Source organism: Lascolabacillus sp., assembly GCF_028696275.1.
GTDB lineage: Bacteria > Bacteroidota > Bacteroidia > Bacteroidales > Dysgonomonadaceae > Proteiniphilum > Proteiniphilum massiliensis.
Genome location: NZ_JAQVHI010000034.1, coordinates 1 through 23,973, shown reverse-complemented (window position 1 = coordinate 23,973; position 23,973 = coordinate 1). Strand labels below are relative to the sequence as shown.

General features: G+C 37.0%; 18 protein-coding genes. 5 read left to right on the top strand and 13 right to left on the bottom strand.

What is annotated here, in order from left to right; translation table 11 throughout:
- Positions 1–288: 288 nt before the first annotated feature.
- A complete protein-coding gene (locus PHO43_RS08200; protein WP_288011873.1) occupies positions 289–1,212 on the top strand; it encodes a cation diffusion facilitator family transporter in 924 nt (307 codons plus the stop codon).
- 2 nt (positions 1,213–1,214) lie between these two features.
- On the opposite strand, the gene PHO43_RS08195 is transcribed toward PHO43_RS08200, so the two are convergent.
- From PHO43_RS08195 to PHO43_RS08160, 8 genes are all read right to left on the bottom strand, one after another.
- Positions 1,215–1,679 (bottom strand): ATP synthase subunit C-like protein, encoded by a 465-nt coding sequence (locus PHO43_RS08195; protein ID WP_045090049.1) that lies wholly within the window; start codon positions 1,677–1,679, stop codon positions 1,215–1,217.
- Positions 1,680–1,716: 37 nt separating this feature from the next.
- A complete protein-coding gene (locus PHO43_RS08190; RefSeq protein WP_045090048.1) occupies positions 1,717–3,537 on the bottom strand; it encodes a V-type ATP synthase subunit I in 1,821 nt (606 codons plus the stop codon).
- Positions 3,531–4,145 (bottom strand): V-type ATP synthase subunit D, encoded by a 615-nt coding sequence (locus tag PHO43_RS08185; RefSeq protein WP_045090047.1) that lies wholly within the window; start codon positions 4,143–4,145, stop codon positions 3,531–3,533. Before PHO43_RS08185 ends, PHO43_RS08190 begins: the two co-directional genes overlap by 7 nt.
- A complete protein-coding gene (locus tag PHO43_RS08180; protein ID WP_154904805.1) occupies positions 4,145–5,464 on the bottom strand; it encodes a V-type ATP synthase subunit B in 1,320 nt (439 codons plus the stop codon). The genes PHO43_RS08185 and PHO43_RS08180 overlap by 1 nt, the downstream gene beginning before the upstream one ends.
- A gap of 44 nt (positions 5,465–5,508) precedes the next feature.
- Positions 5,509–7,281, bottom strand: coding sequence for a V-type ATP synthase subunit A (locus PHO43_RS08175; RefSeq protein WP_045090045.1), 1,773 nt, complete (start codon positions 7,279–7,281; stop codon positions 5,509–5,511).
- 26 nt (positions 7,282–7,307) lie between these two features.
- Positions 7,308–8,162: a DUF2764 family protein gene (locus tag PHO43_RS08170; protein WP_288011871.1), complete on the bottom strand. Its 855-nt coding sequence runs from the start codon at positions 8,160–8,162 to the stop codon at positions 7,308–7,310.
- Positions 8,163–8,236: 74 nt separating this feature from the next.
- Positions 8,237–8,824 (bottom strand): hypothetical protein, encoded by a 588-nt coding sequence (locus tag PHO43_RS08165; protein WP_288010069.1) that lies wholly within the window; start codon positions 8,822–8,824, stop codon positions 8,237–8,239.
- A gap of 36 nt (positions 8,825–8,860) precedes the next feature.
- The gene (locus PHO43_RS08160; protein WP_045090042.1) at positions 8,861–9,235 is read right to left on the bottom strand and encodes a DUF2147 domain-containing protein; all 375 of its coding nucleotides are present in this window, start codon (positions 9,233–9,235) and stop codon (positions 8,861–8,863) included.
- A gap of 110 nt (positions 9,236–9,345) precedes the next feature.
- On the opposite strand from PHO43_RS08160, the gene PHO43_RS08155 reads away from it, so the two are divergent.
- On the top strand, positions 9,346–10,659 hold the full coding sequence (locus tag PHO43_RS08155) for an MATE family efflux transporter (protein WP_045090041.1): 1,314 nt from the start codon (positions 9,346–9,348) through the stop codon (positions 10,657–10,659).
- A gap of 101 nt (positions 10,660–10,760) precedes the next feature.
- On the opposite strand, the gene PHO43_RS08150 is transcribed toward PHO43_RS08155, so the two are convergent.
- The 4 genes from PHO43_RS08150 to PHO43_RS08135 all read right to left on the bottom strand — a co-directional run bounded on the left by PHO43_RS08150 (position 10,761) and on the right by PHO43_RS08135 (position 17,277).
- On the bottom strand, positions 10,761–11,393 hold the full coding sequence (locus PHO43_RS08150; protein ID WP_288010073.1) for a DUF6266 family protein: 633 nt from the start codon (positions 11,391–11,393) through the stop codon (positions 10,761–10,763).
- Positions 11,394–11,694: 301 nt separating this feature from the next.
- Positions 11,695–13,056 carry a TolC family protein gene (locus tag PHO43_RS08145; RefSeq protein WP_288011868.1) on the bottom strand — a complete coding sequence of 454 codons (1,362 nt, stop codon included), beginning with the start codon at positions 13,054–13,056 and terminating at the stop codon, positions 11,695–11,697.
- A gap of 17 nt (positions 13,057–13,073) precedes the next feature.
- Positions 13,074–16,157 (bottom strand): efflux RND transporter permease subunit, encoded by a 3,084-nt coding sequence (locus tag PHO43_RS08140; protein WP_053826013.1) that lies wholly within the window; start codon positions 16,155–16,157, stop codon positions 13,074–13,076.
- Positions 16,158–16,161: 4 nt separating this feature from the next.
- On the bottom strand, positions 16,162–17,277 hold the full coding sequence (locus PHO43_RS08135; RefSeq protein WP_045090037.1) for an efflux RND transporter periplasmic adaptor subunit: 1,116 nt from the start codon (positions 17,275–17,277) through the stop codon (positions 16,162–16,164).
- Positions 17,278–17,476: 199 nt separating this feature from the next.
- Here PHO43_RS08135 and PHO43_RS08130 point away from each other — a divergent pair, with 199 nt between their 5' ends.
- Together PHO43_RS08130 and ilvD are read left to right on the top strand one after the other, a co-directional pair.
- Positions 17,477–18,175, top strand: coding sequence for an SGNH/GDSL hydrolase family protein (locus PHO43_RS08130; protein ID WP_045090036.1), 699 nt, complete (start codon positions 17,477–17,479; stop codon positions 18,173–18,175).
- 102 nt (positions 18,176–18,277) lie between these two features.
- Complete coding sequence (ilvD, locus tag PHO43_RS08125) at positions 18,278–19,960, top strand: dihydroxy-acid dehydratase (protein ID WP_154904806.1); 1,683 nt, start codon at positions 18,278–18,280, stop codon at positions 19,958–19,960.
- A gap of 3 nt (positions 19,961–19,963) precedes the next feature.
- On the opposite strand, the gene PHO43_RS08120 is transcribed toward ilvD, so the two are convergent.
- Entirely contained in the window at positions 19,964–22,705 is a 2,742-nt protein-coding gene (locus tag PHO43_RS08120) for an alpha-L-rhamnosidase (RefSeq protein ID WP_288011866.1), read from the bottom strand.
- A gap of 153 nt (positions 22,706–22,858) precedes the next feature.
- Between PHO43_RS08120 and PHO43_RS08115 the strand changes: the two genes are divergently transcribed.
- Positions 22,859–23,812, top strand: a complete 954-nt coding sequence (locus PHO43_RS08115) for an IS1595 family transposase (RefSeq protein ID WP_288011864.1) — start codon at positions 22,859–22,861, stop codon at positions 23,810–23,812.
- Positions 23,813–23,973 lie beyond the last annotated feature (161 nt).

The following is a 23,973-nucleotide window of genomic DNA, read 5'->3' as shown; positions in this document are numbered from 1 at the left end:
CAATGATTTGGTTTTATTCTCATCAATTTAAAGTTTTTATGATTAATTCAGATTGATGAAATTTACTACATTCTTTTATATCAACACAAAGATAATGAAAAAGGATTATTTCAGAAAATAATGAGCTTTATACTATTACCTTGTTATATTATGCATTTCATAGATTTAATATATTGATTTAATACGTTTTACAAACCTATTCCAGATATTAGTGAATATTCAAAAGGAAAATGGTATGAATTGTTTAATTTTGTGTTTCAAAAAGAAATATTTATAAAGCCCACAACTATGTCTAAAAAGAGTCAAGGTTCATTACAAAACTATATTTATCTGTCTATTGCTGCAGCCATAGTCACTATTCTGCTTAAATTCTATACATATTACATAACCGGTTCAATGGGTTTCCTTTCTGATGCACTTGAGTCCTTTGTAAACCTTTTTGCAGCAATCTTTGCTCTGATAATGCTGAAATTGTCTCAACAGCCTGCAGATGAAAGACATATGTATGGTCATAGTAAAGCTGAATATTTCTCAAGTGCTATGGAAGGAGCGTTAATCCTTGTTGCCGCTTTTAGTATAATATGGTCAGCAATACCTCGTATTGTAAAACCAACACCACTGGAAAATATTAATGCAGGTTTGCTGTTTTCCCTTATGGCCTCTTTAGTGAATTTGGTTGTGGGACAAATATTGATAAGAAATGGTAAATCGAAGAAATCCTTAGTACTTGAAGCAGACGGAAGACATTTAATGACTGATGTTTGGACTTCTGTTGGTGTTATTGTAGGAATTATAGTTGTTAAGTTTACAGGTTGGCTTATTATTGACCCGATAATAGCAATCATAGTTGCCATTAATATTATTCTTACAGGATACAAACTCATAAGTCGCTCTGCCAGTGGACTTATGGATGTCACTATTCCGGCTGAAGATATGGAGAAAGTAACTAACTATCTAGATTCGCTTAAATCTGAACAAATAGAATATCACTCTTTGCTTACCAGGGCAGCTGGACAAAGAAAGTTTATTACATTACATCTATTAGTGCCGGGAAAATGGACAGTAAAACAGGGACATGATTACGCCGATGAGTTAGAAGAAACAATAGTGAAAATGTTTGACGAGCCAGTCACTGTTATTACACATATTGAACCGGTCGATGACCCTGCATCTATGAAAGATATAGGAATCGACCGGCAACAATTAATATAATTTTATAAGGCAACTGCTGTTCCCATAAGGAATGCTGCAGCAAGTGCTACAATAGCATAAAGTTCAGGGAATACAGCCAGAATCAGAGTGTTTCCGAATGCATCATGACCTTGACCAATTGAAACTACACCATTTGCACAAACTTGCCCCTGACGTATTGCAGAAAGTAATCCTACAAATCCAAGAGCGAGTCCAGATGCCAGAGTAGCCCAAGCCTGAATAGCTGTAATTTCAGGTGTAAGTATATTAAAAATACTCTGAAACATAAAGTATCCGGCAAAACCATATAATCCCTGTGTACCCGGTAATGCGGTTAATACTAAAAAGTTACCGAATTTTCCATCTACTTTTTTTGCTGCTCCGATAGCTGCATTACCCACTATTGTTACCCCATATGCACTTCCGATACCTGCAAGTGCTAACATAATTGCAATTCCTGTATAGGCAATTATTAAATTTGTTTCCATTTAGTTGCTTTTTAATTGTTTATTTATTTTTATTTCTTTATTTATTTCTGAAAGGACTATATTTTACACCTCCACCTGAAAAATCTGAGTTTTTATAAAATTCCACGAAAGTTAGTCTCAACGGATGAACAAAAGCACCCAACGCATTCATGAAAATATTAATTGCATGACCAATAACAAATATCAGAATCGTTACAATTGGACCAATTATTGCATTGTCAGGACTCATTCCTGTAGCTAAGCTAGAAAAAACGCTTGCCAAAATTCCTCCTGATAATCCAAGTGCAAACAATCTGACATATGATAATACGTCTCCTAACAATCCTGTGGCCATGTTATAAGTATCCCACAAAGAGGTGCCAATATTTACAAGTGGATTTTTTCCTGGAGAATTAAAAAATACAATTAAAATTCCGGAAAGAATCATCACAATTTTATGAGCAATTCCCATCATTGGCATTACTGATGGTATTAAGAACGAAACGATAAAGCTCAGTAAAAACAAGAACCATCCAATAGATGAAAGTCCATAAACAAATCCGAACTGCTTAATCCGATTAAATATCATTATAAACTTCCCAAACATAATCTGGATTACCCCTAATACTAATGACAACATAAACATTTGTGAGTTGTCGAAATAGATCAAATTCTTCAGATTCTGAACTGCAGAGTTGTTAATTTCATAAATGCTGATACCGAAAAAACCTCCCTGAAGTAGTCCACACACCATAGTTGAGGCACCTAAAAATTGCACCAGTGTCATTGTTCCTCTAAGTGATTTGGCAATAGAATCTTTCTTTACCAACTTAACCAGAGTTGCAAGTACCAGCAAAAATGCACCATATCCAATATCTCCAAGTGCAAGACCAAAAAATATCATGTAGAAAGGTGCAAAATATGGTGTCAGATCAATCTCATTATAGCTTGGCAGTTCATATAATTCAGCTATAGGCTCAAAAAGCTTGAAAAACTTTTTATTCTTAAATTTGATTGGTACATTATCCTCTGGAACAGGATCAGATTTTTCAAAATAAACACTTTTAGAATACAGATAATTCGAAATCTCCGAATCATTTTCTTCCGGTGCCCATCCCTGTAATAAGATTATTTTGTCATCAGCAACCGGAGTACCACTTATATCAACCTTGTAAAACTGAATTTCAGATTCAAGTCTGTTTATAGCAGCATCAAGTGAAGGTATATTATCAGATAATATTACCAGTTCTTCATCCTGTTGTGAAATCTTATTATTTATAGATATGATTAAATTATTAATTTCTTCAAGTGATATATCAGGCAGCTTTTCTGGTTCCAGACCTAAAAGTTCTGCCATATTTTCATGCTTGCTTAATGTAAGAAAGTAAGTACGTGAAGATTCTGTCTTTACAATAAAGATATCATATAGTTCGTGCCATTCATCTTTAAATTGATTGTTAGGAACGATAAAAAAGTTTATATGGTATCCTTCACTTTTTAATAGTTTTATCTGTTCAGGACTAAAATTACCCCATGGTTTCAAGATGTCCCTCTCTTTTGTAGAAACCATCAGTTGTTGCTTTAGCGACGACTTCTCACTCAATATCTTCTCAACTATTGAGGGGATCTCTCTACCTAATTTTTCATCTGCTTCATTGAATTCTCTTTCAGTTTTTTTTCCTCTTACTCTGCTAAGTATTTTCTTAGCTTCCTCCAGCTGTTTCTTCTCTGAAATAAATTCAAATATCTTATCTTCATTTAACTCACTTTTGTCCTGTTCCACAACATGAATCATACCAAGGTTACGAAGGTCATTCAGGAATTGACTGTAATCCTTATGGTATGTCAAAAACAGATATTTCTTCATTGTTGCTACCATTCGACATCTCCTTTCTCTTTTCTTTTCTCCTGATGAGAGCGCATTATTTTCTGAGATGATTTGGACAGGTTCTCCTCATCTTCCAAATAACGCTTAATTTTCAGTATTGCTTCCCGGTATCCCGGAATCTGAACTTTCTCGAAAAGATTGACTTTTTGTGTAGTCTTCTTACGGGCATACTCAAGACTATTTATCCTTATTGCATGAAAATCGCGACGTATACCAATTTCAGCTAAAGATTGAACAGTTTTGACTCCATCTAAAAACCATTTTGGCCTATTAAACAAGCTAAATGGCTTGATATCAAAATCAACACTTTCAAGAATCGGAATTTCTACACCAGCAATCTTTTTCTTGGAAAGATTTACATCTTTAACACTAATCAGGGTAGAGTCAAACTCCATCCACATACCCATCATTTTATCATAAGATTTTACTTTATCTTCCAGTTCCTTATCAAGTTTTACTAATTCATCCTTGGCCCTCTTAACTTCCATTCTTAGTGCTGTCTCCTTGTTTTGTAACGTGGGTAAAGCGCGTTCACGAATGTTCAGCTGTTTCTCCAACTGCTGACGTGAAGTTTTATTATATTGAAATTTAATAGCCATTATTTTTTCCAGTACCTATCTACTAATTCCTGTTTCATATTTACCTCTGCAGGTCTGAAGTGTTTAGAAAGCAGTTCCCATATCTTATCTAACATTTCAACTGTGTTCAGATTCACATCTATTGCAAGCAGTTCTCTTGAGTAGTCTTTCGCAAATGATAAAGTCCTTAAATCATAATCTGTCAAATCAAAACCATTTTCCAGTTTTGTTTTAGCATTTGCAGCATCTGCATAGAGTCTAACCGCAGCATTCATTACCTGAGGATGGTCATCACGTGTTTTCTTACCCTGAACATTCTGTTTCAACCTTGATAGTGAGCGGAATGGATCTATAACCACCTTACCAACATCACTATCTTGACGTAAGAATAACTGTCCTTCTGTAATATACCCCGTGTTGTCAGGCACAGCATGTGTTATATCACCTCCTGATAAAGTGGTTACTGCTACAATAGTTATTGAACCACCAGATGGGAATTGAGCCGCTTTCTCATATATCTTTGCAAGATCTGAATATAAAGAACCCGGCATTGAGTCTTTTGAAGGTATTTGATCCATACGGTTCGATACGATAGATAGCGCATCAGCATATGAAGTCATATCAGTTAAAAGCACAAGCACCTTCTCATTTTTGTCAACCGCAAAATATTCAGCTGCTGTCAAAGCCATATCTGGCACTAGCAAGCGTTCAACCGCAGGATCTTCAGTTGTATTCATGAATGATATGATTCGATCCAACGCACCGGCACTGCTAAATACATTTTTAAAGTATAGGTAATCATCATTAGTCATACCCATACCTCCTAATATAATTTTATCTGTCTCAGCTCTTAAAGCCACTGTTGCCATAACCTGATTAAAAGGTTGGTCAGGATCGGCAAAAAATGGAATTTTTTGTCCAGACACCAATGTGTTATTCAGGTCGATTCCCGCAATCCCAGTAGCAATAAGTTCCGATGGCTGTTTCCTTCTTACAGGGTTAACTGACGGTCCGCCAATCGCTCTTTCCTCACCTTCAGGTTCAGGACCTCCATCAATAGGTTCACCGTAAGCATTAAAGAAACGGCCTGCCAGCTGATCACTTACCTTCAATGAGGGTGCTTTCCCCATGAAAATAACCTCTGCATTTGTAGGAATTCCTTCTGTACCTTCAAAAATCTGCAGAGTAACTTCATCATCAATTATTTTAACCACCTGAGCCAGTTTTCCCTCAACCGTAGCAAGTTCATCATAACCAACGCCAGTTGCTTTTACAGTACAGGTTGCCTTTGTAATTTGTGTAATTTTTGTATATATTTTCTGAAATGCTTTTGCCATAATTCATTTATTTTCCTTTATCCTGTTTACTGAAAAAAATAGAAAAACTACTTTACGGTTATATCTGAAAGTTGATAATTGGAAATCTTCTCCTTCAATTGATTAACATAACCATAAAAAGAATCAGATTCAAACTCAGAGTAGTTCATCTGTTTTCCGATATTGATCAATTCTTTAAAAAAGTCTGCCACTTCTGTAAATTTTTCAAATTCAAATTTTGTACGGCAAACCTCAGTTACAAGATCAAGAATGTTTTTTTGCCGCTCAATAGATGTAACAGCATCAATATCGTCAAATGCATCCTGTTGTAAAATGATATAATCTATAAATTCAGATTTCCAGAAGGTAATATGATATTCTACAGGCACACCATCGTCACCCAAAATATTTATCTGCTCAGCAATCTCTTTTCCTCGTAATAGTCGGGTTTTTATTTCAGAAACTTTTTCAACCCAGTCGCTTGAAACCTCTGAAGATATATAGTCTTGGAACTCAGGATATTCAAAATATTTAGAATAAGAATCTATAGGATTTATTGCGGGATAACGTTTCTTATCGGCTCTATCCTGTTCAAGAGCATAAAAACAACGAGCAACTTTCTTTGTGTTTTCTGTCACAGGCTCCTTTAAGTTACCTCCAGCAGGAGATACAGTTCCAATAAATGTAATCGAACCCTCCTTACCATTATTTAAAATAACATGACCTGCCCGACCGTAAAAGTTGGATATAACTACAGATAAGTCCATTGGGAATGCATCAGGTCCTGGCAGCTCTTCAAGTCTGTTACTCATTTCACGCAAAGCCTGAGCCCAGCGAGAAGTAGAGTCGGCCATCAACAATACCTTCAAACCCATCGATCTGTAATACTCTCCAATAGTCATAGCCGTATAAACCGAAGCCTCACGAGCAGCAACAGGCATATTTGATGTATTAGCTACAATAATAGTTCTTTCCATTAGTTTGCGCCCGGTATGAGGATCCACCAATTCGGGGAACTCAGTAAAAATCTCAACTACCTCATTTGCTCTTTCCCCACAAGCAGCAATAATAACAATATCCGCTTCAGCCTGCTTTGAGATTGAGTGCTGCAAAACAGTTTTCCCGGTACCAAATGCACCCGGAATAAATCCAGTTCCACCCTCTACAATAGGGTTCAGAGTATCTATTGAACGAACGCCTGTTTCGAGTAATTTATATGGTCGTGGCTTCTCGCTATATTCAGTAATAGGAACCTTAACCGGCCACCGTTGTATCATATTCAGTTCGGTCACATTGCCTTCATTGTCCTCAACTACCGCAATTTTTTCATATATATTGTAATCTCCCTCTCCAATAATTCTTACTATACGGTATTCTCCTTTCATACTAAAAGGTACCATAATTTTATGTGGCTGATAGTTTTCGTCAACTTCACCCAGCCATGAACCGGCTCTAACCTTGTCACCCTCCTTAGCAATAGGTTTAAAGTGCCACAGTTTTTCCTCATCAAGAGGGAAGGTATATTCACCTCTTTTAAGAAAAACACCATCCATCTTGTCCAGGTCATTTTCCAATCCGTCAAGATTTCGTTGGAGAAGGCCCGGACCAAGTACAACTTCAAGCATATGGCCTTGAAATTCTACTTTAGAACCAACTTTAAGTCCTCTTGTGCTCTCGAATACCTGAACTGAGGCATTTTTCCCAACTATCTTTATAACCTCGGCCATTAATCTTGTACCTTCATGATCAATGTAGGCTATCTCATTCTGAGTAACAGGACCTTCCACCTCTACAATTACTAGGTTGGAGATAATCCCTTTAACAGTTCCTTTTGTTAACATATATGATAATTTACTCTTTTTTATTTTTAAAAATTGTCAGGCAACTTAGTTTCGTTTTTTAGGCTGTTAATAAGATCCCTAAATACTTTTTCACCCTCTTCTGCATTAAGTTTTACCCAACGTTCCAGTATTTGTAGTTTACATAAATAAGCGAAAATATATTCAATATTGAAGTAATCAAACACTGTATTCTCTTCCAGCCAGTCCCATTTAAACTTATCAATTTTTCTCTCTCTGTCATAAATATCAGACTCCTCTGAAATACGCTGTAAAATGTCGAAGTAGTCAAGTTCCTGACTAATACCAAAATCTCTTGCGTTTGAATTTTCTCGTATTAGTTTTGCGATTGTGTTGTGACCAACAATATATTTTGCAACCATAAGATCATATTTTCGTGCAAAAATTGCAGTCATAATATTGCCGATATTAAGGTTAAGTTCAAACCAACCCGACATAAGACTGTTTTTTACCTCTATACCATAATCCATGTATAACGAGCTAAGCAGGTCTTCCCAAACTCTTGCCCCTTCCTGATGGCTTTCCTCACTTAACCATCGTCTTATAAAATCTTCAAAATAGGGAGGGACACCTTTTTCTTTAACAGGAATATCCTCCTTTACTTTTGAGATAACTTCTAAAAGAACTTCTCTCGGAAGATTACCTGCAAGGTTTATTACAGCATCCTTATTTTCCAGTAAATGAAGCAGATTATAGTTGTCATGCTTTAGGAAATATTTTCTTATTAGCCTGAGGTCTGCAGGTTTAAGTTCTTCTTCCAACATATCTACAAACTCCTCAACAGTAAAAGGGAGCTTCATACTGTCGAAAGTAAAGTCGGGCAAGCCTGCTATAAAATAGTAATATTGGTTTTTAAAAAGCATGCTATATTAAATAATAATCTGATTCAATAAAGGTTCGAAAATAGTATTATTGGATAAGAATTAAAATACAATTCTTAGAATAAAAGCTTTTGTATCTGTGGGCGCAGGAACTCTTTAAAGTATTCTATAAATTCATCCTCACCAAACTTCACTTTATAAGAACCATCTTCGGGTGAAATTGTGAAACCTGTTTTTATACCATTTACAGTTTCAATCTTGATACCTTTATCCAGAAGGTTTTTTGCGTTGGCAGTGATGTATGATTGGAGTTCTTCCGCATTTTCTGTTCCAATTGTCAGTTTCTCCTCACGAGCCCAGTTCTGAACAAGTTCAACAATCAGCTTTTGCATAAACAGCTTGTCTTCTGTTGCAGCATTAACGTTAGATTCTGCCAGTTTACCTGTTATTAGATTTGTTATTTCAGTTTTTAATGCTTCAGATGATTGTGAAGCATATAGTTTAAGTTCAGCCTCGGTATGACTTCTTAACTCTGCAACCTCTTTCCTGGCAGCATTCAGAATTTGCCTGGATTGAGCCTCTGCCTCTTCCAAAATCTGTTTTTTCTGAGCCTTAGCTTCAGCAATAATTTTACTAGCCTCCTCTTTACCTTTTTCCACACCTTCGGAATAAAGCTTAGAGGTGAGTTCCTGAATTTTGTCCATATGTTATATTAATGTAGTTTGTATCTACCTTTTCTATTATTTCTTTTCTAATTTCTCGGCTGTTAAATCCATTTTACCCATAGATGAATCAACAGTTCCTTCCAGTTTTTTACCTTTTACTCGCGAAAGAATATTCACATACTCAGAATCAACATAAACACCAACTCTCAGTGTGTCATTTTTAAAATCAACACTTTGAAGTTTCACTTTGTAGCCTGAATCAAATATTATTTCACCAGTCAGTTTTTTCTCAACTTCTTTAAGTGAAATTACACCGGTATCATAACCATACGGAGCTTGGGCAACTTTATATTTCCATTCTCCAACTACTGGTTTACTGTTTTGTGCCGTGACATTTGTAAACGCAATTGAAAAACAAAATAACAGAATTAAAGTAAAAAATTTTTTCATGATTGTTTGTTTTACAATGATTATGAATAATCCCAAAGGTATAAATTATTATTAGAGTAGAGAAAAAAAATGAAATTAAATTTGGCATATTATTTGTAATTATTAACGTTATGGACAAGAAAATATTCAGACTCGCACTCCCTAATATTATTACAAATATTACAGTTCCTCTTCTGGGGATGATTGATATTGCTGTTGCAGGACGTCTTGGTTCTGCAGTATATATAGGCGCTATTGCACTTGGTGCTAATATATTTAATATGATCTACTGGAATTTTGGTTTTCTTCGGATGAGCTCCAGTGGATTTGCATCTCAAGCATATGGAGCCAGAGATTTTAGTGAGGCTATGAGTGTTTTTATCAGATCGCTTGCAATAGGTCTTGGAATTGGATTCATCATTATTCTAATGCAATATCCTATAGGAGAGTTAGCATTTAAATTTATAAAGTCCGGGCCTGAGTCTGTTAACCATGTTAAAACATATTTCAGAATTGTTATATGGGGAGCACCTGCTGTTTTGGGTATGTATGCATTTAAAGGCTGGTTTATTGGAATGCAAAATGCACGTATCCCTATGGTAATTGCAATACTCAACAATATTCTTAATATTGTACTAAGTGTATGTTTTGTGTTCGGGTTGGGAATGAGTATCGAAGGTATAGCTTTAGGTACAACTCTCTCTCAAATCATATCATTAATAGTCGCAGCTATTCTATGGCATAAATACTATGGCAGGCTAAGAAAATATATCCAAAAAGATAAAATATGGAAAAGACAAGTAATCAGAGAGTATTTCAGGGTGAATGGTGATATATTTGTACGCACCTTTCTTCTTACGCTTGTAACCACCTTCTTTACCTTTGCATCCTCTGGTATGGGTGATACAATCCTTGCAATAAATGCATTGCTAATGCAGTTTTTTATGCTCTTCTCCTATTTTATGGATGGGTTTGCTTATGCTGGTGAAGCTCTCACCGGAAGGTATATTGGGGCAAAGAACCGATCAATGCTTAGATATATGATAAAAAGAATATTTTTTTGGGGATTGATGGTATCTGTTTTAGCAATGACAATCTATACGCTTTTCCCTGATTTAATATTGAGATTGCTGACTAACGATACATTTATTATTGCAGAAACCAAAAGTTATATGTTCTGGACATTAATGATTCCATTTGCAGGTTTTGCAGCTTTTCTGTGGGATGGAATATTTATTGGTGCTACAGCATCATCCGAGATGCGCAATGCGATGATAATTTCATCAATTATATTTTTTACTTCCTATTTTTTACTCACCCCAACATGGGCCAATAATGCACTCTGGTTTTCATTTATAGTTTATCTTGCAGCTCGAGGAATTACTCTAACCATTATGGCTAGAAAAACTTTTAAATATGAGACGGTTTGGTCTAAGCAGGACTAATATGATTAAAATCAGTGGGATACAAGTTTAATTTTTGAATATAATGAAAGGGAAAATATAGTTCCTTCCCTTTCATTTCAATAAAGTTTCTTATAAAAAAATTAGTTAAAGGCTTTTGCAAGAACACTGTCTGAAACTATTTCTCCATCATCAGATCTGAATGATAAATATGGATAAATAATATCCTCTTTCCATGTTGATGGTAACTGCAACTGTGCAACTCCATTAATTCTTAATCCTGCACAAAGAGTATAGATTGCCTCTTTCTTAGTGGAGTTATATACAACAATCATAACCATATCGCTTGGACGTGCATTCTCTTTTAATGTTGCATCCCAAGTAAAATGCATCTGACCATTAACTTTTGTTACTTTTATTCCGGGTGCAGTATATAGCGAACCCCGTGATACCAGTACTTTTGAGTAATCTAACTTTATTTCCGCGTCCACCTCTATTATTGCATTTTTAATATGATATGAGGTTGCCGCGTTAAAAGCAGTAGACTTACCAGTTGAATATTCTTGAAAACCTACCCTAATAAAAGGTGTTATAGTTTTAAGAAACTGAATAGCTGTTGAAAATTTGCTTCTCTGTTTTAACTGAGCTTTAGTTCTTGGATCATTTACTTTTGAAGGTAAACTTCTTACGTAGTAAATATCTCTCCATTTTGCTCCTACTATATTTCCTATCTTGCCGGAAATACCACCATTAATACCTTTTTGTAATGTACCCATATTTCGATATTTAATTTAAGTTATTTAAAGTATGGGCAAATATCCAAGTTTGCAATGGATATAAAAAAAATCGGTCGATTTGTCCGGATTTGGTGTTGAATTGGTATAGTTTGTCGCTATTTGGTGTGGAATGACGCTAAATGGTATACTTTTTCGGTGATAAGTATGGCTTGTCCACCTCAATATAATAAAGGTATATCAACAATTTGTGAAAAATTACATAATAGTATTATATTGACCTCCTATAAAAGGGGGTCATAAGAGCAAGGTAAGACCTAAGTAAGAATATTATGAGAGTTAGCTATTGTAAAAAGGTAGTTATACTTCCACTTATCTGCATAAGAGAAATCTCATAAAGCTTAGTGTTGTACTGAGCAGTAAGCAGTCGTTGTTCCGCTTCTAATAAACTATTCTGAGCTTCACGCAGTTCAAGACCCGAAAGATCACCAATCCGATATCTCTCCATTGCAATCTCATAATTTATAGTAGCATTTTCCAGACTCTCTATCTCCAGATTAGTAAGTTCAATATTATTTTGATAAGCCATCCACATGTTCGCGAAATCGCTTTCAATAACCAACTTGTCTCTTTCAACTTCGAGCTCTCTGTTCCTGATTATAATTTGCTGATTCTTTTGCTCTCTTTTTCTGTTAAAACCATCAAACAGAGTGTATCCCAAAGTTAAACCAACATTTGGACCCCAGTTTCGTTGTCTTTCAAGATTACCACTGTTATAGTTATAGTGTGTGAATCCATAGCCGGCATTCAACCTGAGGTAAGGGTAGTTTCTGCTTCTCAGGTTTCTTAATTCAAGTTCGCTTAATGTAAGATTACTTTCGCTAATCTGTAAGAAAGTATTCTGAGCCATTGTTCTGTCAAACAACTCATCTTTTGCCAGAGATTCGTTAAAAATGATTGTTGTATCCTGAGCAATGAACTCACTCTCCACATCCACACCCATAAGTTCATTAAGCTTGATACGAGATCTGTTAAGGATTTCATATTGCTGAATCAACTGTGAGCTGTCGGCATTAAAATCCACTTTAGCCTGTTGAAGATCGAGTCTCGAAAGTGAACCCACCTGATATCGTGCTTCTACAATCCGAAGTCTTTCCTTCGAAAGCGACACTGCATACTGCAGATTTCCCAATCGTATTTGTTGTTGCACATAATTATAATATTCTGCAGTTAAATTTGCTATCAGATTTTCCATCTCAAGACGGGTGTACAGTTCGCCGGCCGACTGAAGTTCTTTCAGTCTCTTATAGTTTGTCTGTACTCTGAATCCTTCAAATAACGACCAGTTAAGATTAATTCCTGCATCAAGTGTCTGTGTGTTTGAGTTTCGATTCTCTACAACCTCATCTCCTTCAGCCGGAATCTGATCTGTGTTGCTGCTGCGCAAATTATATCCTGAGCTGACATTCACCTGTGGCAGATATCCTGCATTACCAAGAGTGACATTATTTTCTGAAACTAACTCTTGATTTCGAGCTATCTGAAGGTCGAAATTGTTTTCAAGTCCAATTCTAAGACATTCCCGCAAATCAATAACATTGCTAATTACCCTGCGTTCTTCTGTTTGTGAATATGCAGAAGCAGTGAATAAAATTATAAATAACAATAAAAAACAGGTCCTTTTTTCTTTTATAAAAAGTATCATTATTCTATGATTAAATCTTAGTTGAGTTCAGTTAGTTCGTTTTCAGAAACAGCTTTTGAATTGCCATTTTTCTTCTCCTCTGCAGATTTTCTATCAGTTGAAAGATAGATATACATAGCAGGAATAAGAAACAGGGTTAACATAGTAGAGATTAATAGTCCACCTATAACCGCAGTACCCATAGCTATTCGGCCGTTTGCCCCTTCACCGCTAGCCAGTGCCAGAGGGAGCAATCCAAGAATTGTTGAAATACTAGTCATAAGTATTGGTCTAAGGCGCTGAATTGATGCTTCTACTATTGCTTGGTTTTTATTTAAACCGGCATTTTGACGCTGATTTGCAAATTCTACAATCAATATACCATTTTTGGCAACTAACCCAATAAGCATAATTATCCCTATCTGACTATAAATATTTAAAGTTATCCCGAATATCCACATAAATAACAGTGCACCAAAAAGTGCAAGTGGAACAGTAAACATTATCACAAAAGGATCTTTGAAACTTTCAAACTGAGCTGCCATAACAAGGAAAATCAATAAAATGGCAAGGCCAAATGCAAACAATAAACTTGATGAACTCTCTTTAAAGTTTCTTGATTCTCCCTCAAGAGCCGTTCTGAACGAGTCGTCAAGTACTTCAGCTGCTATCCTGTCCATCTCTTCAAGCCCTTCTCCCAGAGCATATCCTGGAGCTAATCCAGCTGTAATGGTAGCCGAGTTGAACCTGTTATATCTATATAACTGGGGAGGTGCTACAGACTCTTCCAGTTTAACCAGATTGTCCATCTGAATCATTTCTCCCACATTGTTTTTAATATAGATAGTTCTCAGGTCAATAGGTGTATTTCGTTGCTGTCGATTGATTTCTCCCAGGATCTGGTATTGCTTGCCATTCATATAGAAGTAACCCATACGCTGACCACTAAGTGCGTATTGCAAGGTTTGACCAATATCACGTGTACTCACACCAAGCATAGCTGCTTTATCCCTGTCAATAATAATTCTTGTTTCAGGTTTTGTAAATTTAAGATCCACGTCGGTCATTCGGAAGTATGGACTCGCATTCATTCTTTCCAGAAAAGGAGGAATAAATTCCTGAAGCTTTTCAATATTAGGGGCCTGAAGAATATACTGTATAGGCATTCCAGCACGTCTTCCTCCGAAGGTCGACTGCTGCTGAACAAATGCTCGAGCTGCATTTTCATTCCTTACAGCTTCGGTAATTTCATTAGCAATTTCCATCTGTGACCTTTCTCTCTCGTCCATATCAGGCAAAACCAAACGTACCATACTAAAGGTGCTACGGGTCATAGTGATATTTGACTCTCTTTCCGGAGCCACTGAGTCGGCTATTGCTGAAATTCTATCTGTATAATCCCTTATAAATTCATACGTTGCACCTTCAGGAGCGCTACTTCGTATCATGATCTGTGAACGGTCTTCAAGCGGTGCCATCTCTTCTGGTAATGTGCTCCATAAAATTGCAATAAATATTCCTGAAACTAATATCAAGGGTAATGCAAGCCATTTTCTTTTCAGGAATGAGTTGAGAGCTTTACTATAAAAGCTGTTCATTCCTATAAAGAACACCTCTGTTCGATTGTAAAATTTACTCCTTTTCTGACCTTTCTTCAATAGTTTTGATGATAGCATCGGAACAAATGAAAGTGCCACAAAGGATGATATAATAACTGCCCCTGATATTACAATACTAAACTCTCGGAATAAACGGCCAGTCATTCCCTCGAGGAATACAATAGGGAAGAATATAGCAACAAGTGTAATGGTAGTTGAAACAACTGCAAAAAATATCTCTTTAGATCCAGCAATAGATGCCTCTATAGGATCCAGTCCATTCTCAACCTTTTGAAAGATATTCTCAGTAACAACAATAGCATCATCAACAACAAGACCCACTGCAAGCACTATGGCAAGCATAGAAAGTACATTGATTGAGAAACCTGCAAGGTACATAACAAAGAAAATACCAATAAGTGATATGGGGATAACTACAGCAGGAATAAGAGTTACCCTCAGGTTTCTTAAGAAAACGAAGATGATAAATACAACAAGAAGAAAAGCAATGATTACTGTATTTTGAACTTCGCTAATTGATGCTCTGATAAATTTCGTATTGTCAAAAGCAACATCAAGGATCACATCTTCAGGAAGATCTTTCTGCATCTGTTCCATGCGAACTCTAACCTCATCTGCGATATTAATATGATTTGCACCTGGTTGAGGGATAATAACTGCACTAACCATAGGAACTCCGTTTCTGCGGAGAATATTTTGTCGGTCTGCCGCATCAAGTTCAGCAAATCCAACATCACGAAATCTTACTATACGAAAATTATCCTCTTTTAGAATAAGATTATTAAAATCTTCAGGTGTCGACATTAACCCCATTGTACGGATCGATTGCTCAATCTGATCACCTTCAATGCTACCTGCAGGAAGTTCAATATTTTCTCTGTCAAGAGCATTTTTAACATCCATAGGTGTAATATTATAGGATGCCATTCTTATAGGATCAAGCCATAATCGCATTGCATATCTGTACTCCCCCCATATTTCAACTGCACTAACATTAGAAATCGTTTGGAGACGCTCTTTAACTGTAAGATCAGCAATTTCTGAAAGCTCAAGAAGTGATCGGGTAGGGCTCTGAACCGTTATCTGCATGATAGGGTCAGAATCAGAATCCGCCTTGGAAACAGTAGGAGGATCGGTGTCACGCGGAAGATAGCGCTGTGCAATTGAAACCTTGTCTCTAACATCATTGGCTGCTGTTTCCAAATCAACACTTAATTCAAACTCAACAGTTATACGAGAGCTACCCTGACTGCTTCGGCTGGTAAGTGATCTGATTCCTGGTATACCATTAATATTTTGCTCTAATGGTTCTGTAATCTGATTTTCTATAACTTCAGCATTAGCACCCGGATAAGAGACGTGAACTGTTATTATGGGATTATCAACATTAGGATATTCACGAACAGGCAAACTTGTATAGCCGATAATACCAAATATGATGATTATCAGTACCATTACAGTGGCAAGAACTGGTCGTCTTATACTTAGTTCGGATAGGTTCATATTCTCAATTTGCGTGGTTTTCTATAAATTGATCAATTCTAACAGGCATACCACTTCTTAGCTGCATAACACCGGTAGTAAGAAGTGTATCACCAACAGAGAGTCCGCTTACTATTTCTACCGATGCAGCGGTTCTCATTCCTGTAATTACCTCTACCTCCTGAGCAACACCGTTTCTGTAAACATATGCTATATCACGCCCCATCTCTTTTATACTTGAGATACTTGGGATAACGATAGCATCATTTATTTCATCCAGTTTTATCTGGATACTTGCAGATTGACCAGGCTTTATTTTTCCTTCACTGTTGTCATATCTTGCACGTGCAAATAGACTTAATGTGTTTACATCAAGACGAGACTCTACTGCATATACTGTAGCGTTGTGAACTTCAAGGCTGTTATCTACTGTAAAAGCCACTTCACTCCCTGGTCTTATGAGGTTAACAAAATTTTCAGTAAGTGAAAATTCAATTTTTAAGGGTGATATTTTTGTCAGATTTGATACTACAACGTTTGGGGATGCATAGGCTCCTTCGCTAACTTGTCGGAGACCAAGCACTCCACTGAAAGGTGCACGTAATTCTGTCTGTTTGATTCTAGCTTTCACCAGCTCAATATCCGCTTTCAATGTTTCAAGCTGAGTAGCAACAGACTGATATGTTTCCTGGCTGATTGCATCTTTTTCCAAAAGTGTTTGCTGACGGTATAGTCTGTCTTCAGCCAAAGGTAATTGTGACTCAAGCTTTTTAAGTTCTGCCTGTAGAGGAGCATCATTAACCTTGGCTAAAAGTGTTCCTTCCTGAACGAAACTTCCCTCTTCAAAGAAGATATCTGTAATTTTACCGGATGACTCAAATGTAAGATCTACCTCCTCATCAGGCAATAATACACCCCTGATACGAAACAAATTATTCAGTGTCTGTGGTTTTAGTATTGTTGCCGTTACTACTAACTCTGATCTGGCAAATCCCGAACCTCCTCCGGGTGACGACTGATTTCCGTTAACACTGCTTCCATTTTGTGAAGCTAACAACCTTTTAATGGTTGGAAAAAATGCCATACTCAGTATGATTACTGCTATGGTTGCAATTACAATAATCTTATTTTTTTTCTTCATAATTTTGCGCAAAGTCACTAAAATTACAACTTTAGAACAAATAAACGTAGATGGTACTATTGGTTTTTAGTTTTTTTAGGTTTCAAAATCGACATACTATCATTTTATATCGATGAAACAGATTTTAAATTGGATTAAAATAACTATTTTTGACATTCGAGTATATAATCAATCTACATATTAAATTAAAATAGGATTTATGAGAAAAATAATGTTAACTATGCTTTTTATCACCTGTGGTATGTTTTTTTGTGTAGCTCAGGATTGGGCAAATCTGAACAGATTCAGAGAAGCGAACGAAAAGCTTGGTCCTGCACGTACATGTGATAGCAGAGTGGTTTTTATGGGCAATTCAATTACTGAAGGTTGGATTAATCAGGTTCCGGAATTTTTTGCAGAAGAGAAACAATATATAAACAGAGGTATCAGCGGGCAAACAACGCCACAGATGTTACTCCGTTTCCGTCAGGATGTTTTAAATTTATGGCCTAAGGTAGTTGTTATTTTAGCAGGGGTAAATGATATTGCCGGAAACACAGGTCCCTCATCATTAGAAATGATTGAGGATAACATTCATTCAATGACAGAGCTTGCTCAGGCACATGGCATACAAGTTGTGCTATGTTCAGTTTTGCCTGCATATGATTTTCCATGGCGCCCGGGTCTGGAGCCTGCTCCAAAAATTGTTGAGTTAAACAGACGTATTAAGGAGTATGCTTCTAAAAAAGGTGCTGTTTATTGTGACTATTTCTCTGCAATGGCTGACGAAAGAAACGGTTTGCCCGAAGAGTTATCCGGGGACGGTGTTCATCCAAATAAAAAAGGTTATGAAATAATGCAGCCTATTGTTGAAAATGCAATTGCCCGTGCATTGATCATGTGGAAAGAGTTTAAGTAAAAACAAAAGACCTTTATATCTGTTTAGATTAAAAACAGAGAGGTATGCAATCGGTATATCTTACTATCGATGAGTACCTCTTGCACAAATGAAATAAGTCATATGAAAGAACTAAACAGATATTCTAAAACTATCACACAAGACCCAACACAGCCGGCAGCTCAAGCACAATTATATGCTTTAGGTTTATCAGAAGGGGATCTCACCAAAGCTCAGGTGGGCATAGTGAGTATGGGATACGATGGGAATCCCTGCAACATGCATCTGAATAGTTTAGCTTTAGAAATTAAAAAAGGTGTATGGAAAGAGAAGCTTGCAGGATTTATATTTCATACTATTGGTGTAAGTGATGGTATGAGCAATGGAACTGATGGAATGCGCTACTCCCTGGTTAGCAGAGAGGTGATAGCGGATTCTATAGAAACTGTTTGCGGTGCTCAGTATTATGATGCCCTGATTGCTGTTCCTGGTTGTGACAAAAATATGCCGGGTTCACTTATAGCAATGGGACGATTGAACAGGCCTGCCATAATGGTTTATGGAGGTACTATTGCTCCTGGGCATTATAAAGGACAAGACCTAAATATTGTATCTGCATTTGAGGCACTGGGCGAAAAGATTGCAGGTAAGCTTGATGAAAATGATTTTAAAGAGATTGTTAAAAGAAGCTGCCCGGGACCTGGCGCTTGTGGTGGTATGTATACAGCCAACACTATGGCAGCAGCAATTGAGGCAATGGGTATGAGTCTGCCATATAGCAGCAGTAACCCCGCAATCAGCAAAGAGAAGAGGCAGGAGTGCCTGGAAGCAGGTAAATATATACGTCTGTTACTTGAAAATGATATAAAGCCAAGAGATATCATGACTCGCAAGGCATTTGAGAATGCAATAACAATTGTAATAGCTTTAGGAGGAAGCACAAATGCTGTTCTTCATCTGTTAGCCATGGCAAGAAGCGTGGATGTGAAGCTGACAATTGATGATTTTCAGAGGTTTAGTGATAAGGTGCCGTTGATAGCTGACTTCAAGCCTAGTGGCAAATATCTTATGGAGGACCTTCACAAAATTGGTGGTGTGCCAATGGTTATGAAATATCTTCTTATTAAAGGTATGCTTCATGGTGACTGTATGACGGTAACTGGAAAAACAATTGCAGAAAATCTTGCAAATGTAAGAGATATAGATTTTGAATCTCAGGATATTATTCTTTCTATTGAGAAACCATTAAAACCTCAAGGTCATTTGCAGATTCTGTATGGTAATCTGGCTGAGAAGGGTAGTGTTGCAAAAATTAGTGGGAAAGAGGGTGAACGTTTTGAAGGACCTGCACGAGTATTTGATGGCGAAAAAGATTTAATTTCCGGAATCTCCAATGGCAGGGTAAAAGCTGGTGATGTTGTGGTTATAAAGAATGAGGGACCCAAAGGTGCTCCCGGTATGCCTGAAATGTTGAAGCCAACTTCTGCAATAATTGGAGCCGGATTGGGTAAATCTGTTGCACTGATTACAGATGGTCGCTTCAGTGGTGGTACCCATGGTTTTGTTGTTGGTCATATTACTCCTGAATCTTTTGAGGGTGGATTGATAGGTTTGGTTGAAGATGACGATTTAATCGAGATTGATGTAATTCATAATAGAATCACTCTTAAAGTTTCGGATGAAGAAATAGCCCGCAGGCGTTCTCTATGGAAAAAGCCTGAACTAAAAGTAAGCAGAGGCATCCTTTATAAGTTTGCAAAACTGGTTAAGGATGCCTCGCATGGTTGTGTAACTGATGAAAATTGAAATTTAGATAGTTCCAGTTATCGTATAAGATCCTGAACCCAATTCAATATCAATTCCCTGATCGCTGTCAGATACATTTCTAACACCATCATGATCAGGTGCAATAACATTCATCTCCTTTGGCAATTTAACAATTGCAGATGTGTTGCCCGGTATTGTTATGTTCCATGTGAACCTACCATTTTCCTTACTCCATTTGCTTGTTATTTCACCATAAACTGAATTGTAAGATGCATCTACATGGGTAAGTCCTTCCGGAAATTTTGGTTCCATAAGTAGCTTTTTAAATGCCACACTTTCCGGATGGTTCTTTATGCCTGCAAGATCTTCGTAATACCATATTATCAGATCACCCAGCAACATAACGTGGTTAGCTGAATTCATAGCCGGATCGGCTGTATTTCCATTCCAAAGTTCCCATATTGTAGTTGCCCCGTTATCTATCATATAGCCCCAGCTTGGGTAAGTACGGTTGGTTGCAATTTTATAAGCTAGATCGATATTTCCATATTCAGTTAACCCACGCATTAAGTGTTGAATACCAAGTACCCCTGTACTAACATGTCCATCAAAATCTACTACTGTCTTTTCTACTACATTTTTGAATACATCAATCTCTTTCCCTTCCGGAACCAGTCCTAGTCTTAAAGAAAGCATATTGGCAGTGACAGTATTATTATCATACATTGCTGAATCTGCTTTAAAATAGGTATTGTTATATGCCGTCTTAATCTGTGTAGCCAACTCTTTGTATCCTGGTATGTCCTGACTGTTTCCGGTTAGTTCAGCAAATTCAGACATGATGTTCAGGAGACTGTAATAGACAGTTGTGCTTAAAACAGGACCGGCTGTTCTTCTGGTTGGATCCTTCGAATGGATAAGCTCCTGTGACTCGGGAGGCATACACCAATCACCGTATGCATCTTTCGTTATTATATAATCTTTCATAGATACCTCCTGTATTCTTTCAAGGTATCGCTTCATAGAATTATAATGTTTGAAGATGGGTTCCGTATCACCAAACTGCTTCCATAACATTTTAGCGCTATAAAAATATGCTGCTGGCCAGGTAACATCGTCATGATATATAGTCCAGTATTTAGGTGATACTACAGATATACTTCCCTCCGGACTCTGTGAATCCTCTATATCTTGAAGCCATTTACTGTAAAGCAGGGCATTATCAAAAATAAAAGCCTCACCAAAACTGCCGGTTGTTCTATCACCAAGCCATCCAACACGTTCGTCGCGCTGTGGACAATCTGTTGGCATACCTCTGTAATTTCCCCTTATACCCCAATATGCATTCTTGAATACCTGATTGATAACTTCATTGTTAGTTTCAAATTTTCCAGTAGTTTCCATCATATCATAGACAACTTTGCCCGTGAAATCAGTTAATTCTGGCTGATAATCAAGCCCTGATATCTCTACAAACCTGAAACCATGGTATACAAACTTTGGTTCCCAGCTGAAGTTACCGTCTTCTGCAGGAATATAAATATCAGTTGCTTTTGCTCCTCTGAGGTTATCAATATATAGATTACCATCATCTTTAAGAGTTTCTGCAAATCTGAATTTTATTGGCTGATCTTTCTTTCCTGTTAAAGAATTAATTTTCAGCCATCCTACCATATTTTGACCCATGTCTAGGATAAGTTTTCCTTCACCCAACTCTGTTATTTTTATTGGAGTGAGTTCGTCCTGTACCCTTATATTAGGATTTGGCTGAGCTGTTATTATACCGCCAGGTGCTTCCATAATATCTGCATTTTTCCATCCAGAATCATTAAAGTTCGCAAGGTTCCAGTTTACGATCTCCAGGCGAGCATCATATTCTTCTCCATCAAATTCATTATTTGCTACAATCGGACCCTTGGATGTAACTCTCCATGTTTCATCAGATATTATGGTATCAGTGGATCCGTCGGAATATTCAACCTCCAGCTGAGCTAAAAGACGTGGTAGTCCAAATAACTGATTCCATCCCTCTCTCATACCGAAATATCTTCCATTGCCTAAGATCACACCTAAAATGTTATCATTACGTTTTAAAAGTGGGGTTACATCATATACGTTATAATAGACTCTATCAGGATACCATGAAACAGTTGGTGAAAGTACATCTTCTGATATTTTTTCTCCATTTATGTAAGCTTCATATACTCCTTGTCCTGAAATATAAAGTACAGCTCTTTCAATGTTATTTTTTAATGTGAAGGGCTTTCTAAGGTATCGTGCAGCAAGACGTGTATTTCCCTTATCAGTTTCACCTGGGTTAGACATACTGTCTTCTCCTATCCATTTTGCTTTCCAGTCGGATTCATTTAATAATGCCATTGACCAGGTGTTTATCTTACTCCAGTCTGTATCACCCTGGTTAGTGGATACTCTTAAACGCCAGTAATATTTTAAACCAGACTTTAACTCTTCTCCCTTAAATGGTATTAATACTGATTTATCATCTTCAATAATTCCTGAATCCCAGATTAGGTTTTCTTCGTTTTTTAAATTTTCCTCAGAAAGTGCAACCTGTATCTGATAGGATTTTTGTTGTAAATCAGGTTTTACGGAAGTTATTTGCCAAGAAAATCTGGGATTGGGAGTTCCAATTCCAATTGGATTTTCCTGCATTTCAACTTTAAGTGATACAAGTTTTACTTTTTGATTATCACATCCACTTAGAAATATAAGACTGATTATTAGTCCAATTAAGTGTGCTGATAAAATTTTCCTGTTTTTCATCTTATAAATTTTAAGATTTATTTTTAAATGATTATCCGCAGTTCTTCCTAAAGAATTTAGCGGGAAAAAGTTATAAATAAGTTTCAAAAAATGTTTGCACAATTAATTGATATTCATTATATTTACATCAACAACAATAAAATAATTCGAGCTATGAATATCCTGGATTTTGCCATAAATTACCCCGATGAGGAGTCCTGTCGGAAAAAATTCAAAGAACTAAGAGACCAAATGGGTATAACTTGTCGTCATTGTAATTGTAAAGAACATTACTGGCTTCAAAACAAACAAGCCTACGAATGCAAGCGTTGCCATGCCCGCCAAACCTTGCGTTCAGGCACTGTCATGCAACACTCCAACCTGCCTTACCGTTACTGGTTCGTCGCCATGCACCTGCTCACGGCGACCAAGGGCTCCTTTTCCGCGGCAGAGCTGCAGCGCCAATTAGGACACAAGCGTTATCAGCCCATATGGGAAATGGTCAATAAACTGCGTGACGTGATGGGCAAACGCGATGATGAGTACACCCTTGAGGGAGCCATCGAGTTGGACGACGCCTTCTTTTCCACGGAAATATCCCTTGAAGAGAGGGACAAACCGTTGAAACGCGGCCGAGGGAGCCAAAAAAAGACCAAAGTGCTGGTAATGGCTGAAAGCAAAACAGTTGAAAGCCCAAAAGCAGGCAAAAAACCAAAGAAGGTCAGATACCTGAAAATGAAAGTAATCAACGATTTGAAGTCCGATACAATCACAAAGAATGTCAAAGAACACATCGAGAACACGGCGGATTTAACCACCGATGATTCGACTTCCTATACACAATTAAAAGAACATGTCCATTCGCATACGGCATCTGTCATCCCACCCAAGGAGCTCCCCAGTGTCCTGCCCTGGGTCCATACGGCAATAAGTAATGCCAAGCGACAATTATTGGGCGTATATTACAAAATGAAACCCGAATACTTACAATATTATCTAAATCAGTTCTGTTACAAGTTCAGCAGGCGTTATTTCGGTGAGAAGCAGTTTGACAGGCTTCTGGTAGCTGCCATCACTTACACGCTCGATTTCAAATCAAGAATTTATAATAGGAACTATTGCGGATAATCATTATAACTAATTCTGCATAAAAAACACCCACATCTATTGTTTTGTTCATTTATACAAATAAAAAAAATAGATTTGATTGGAAAATGCCTTTTAATAAAACGAGACAAAACAACAGGAGAGCCATTATTTTACATTCCTGATCCTTTCAATAAGCTCGT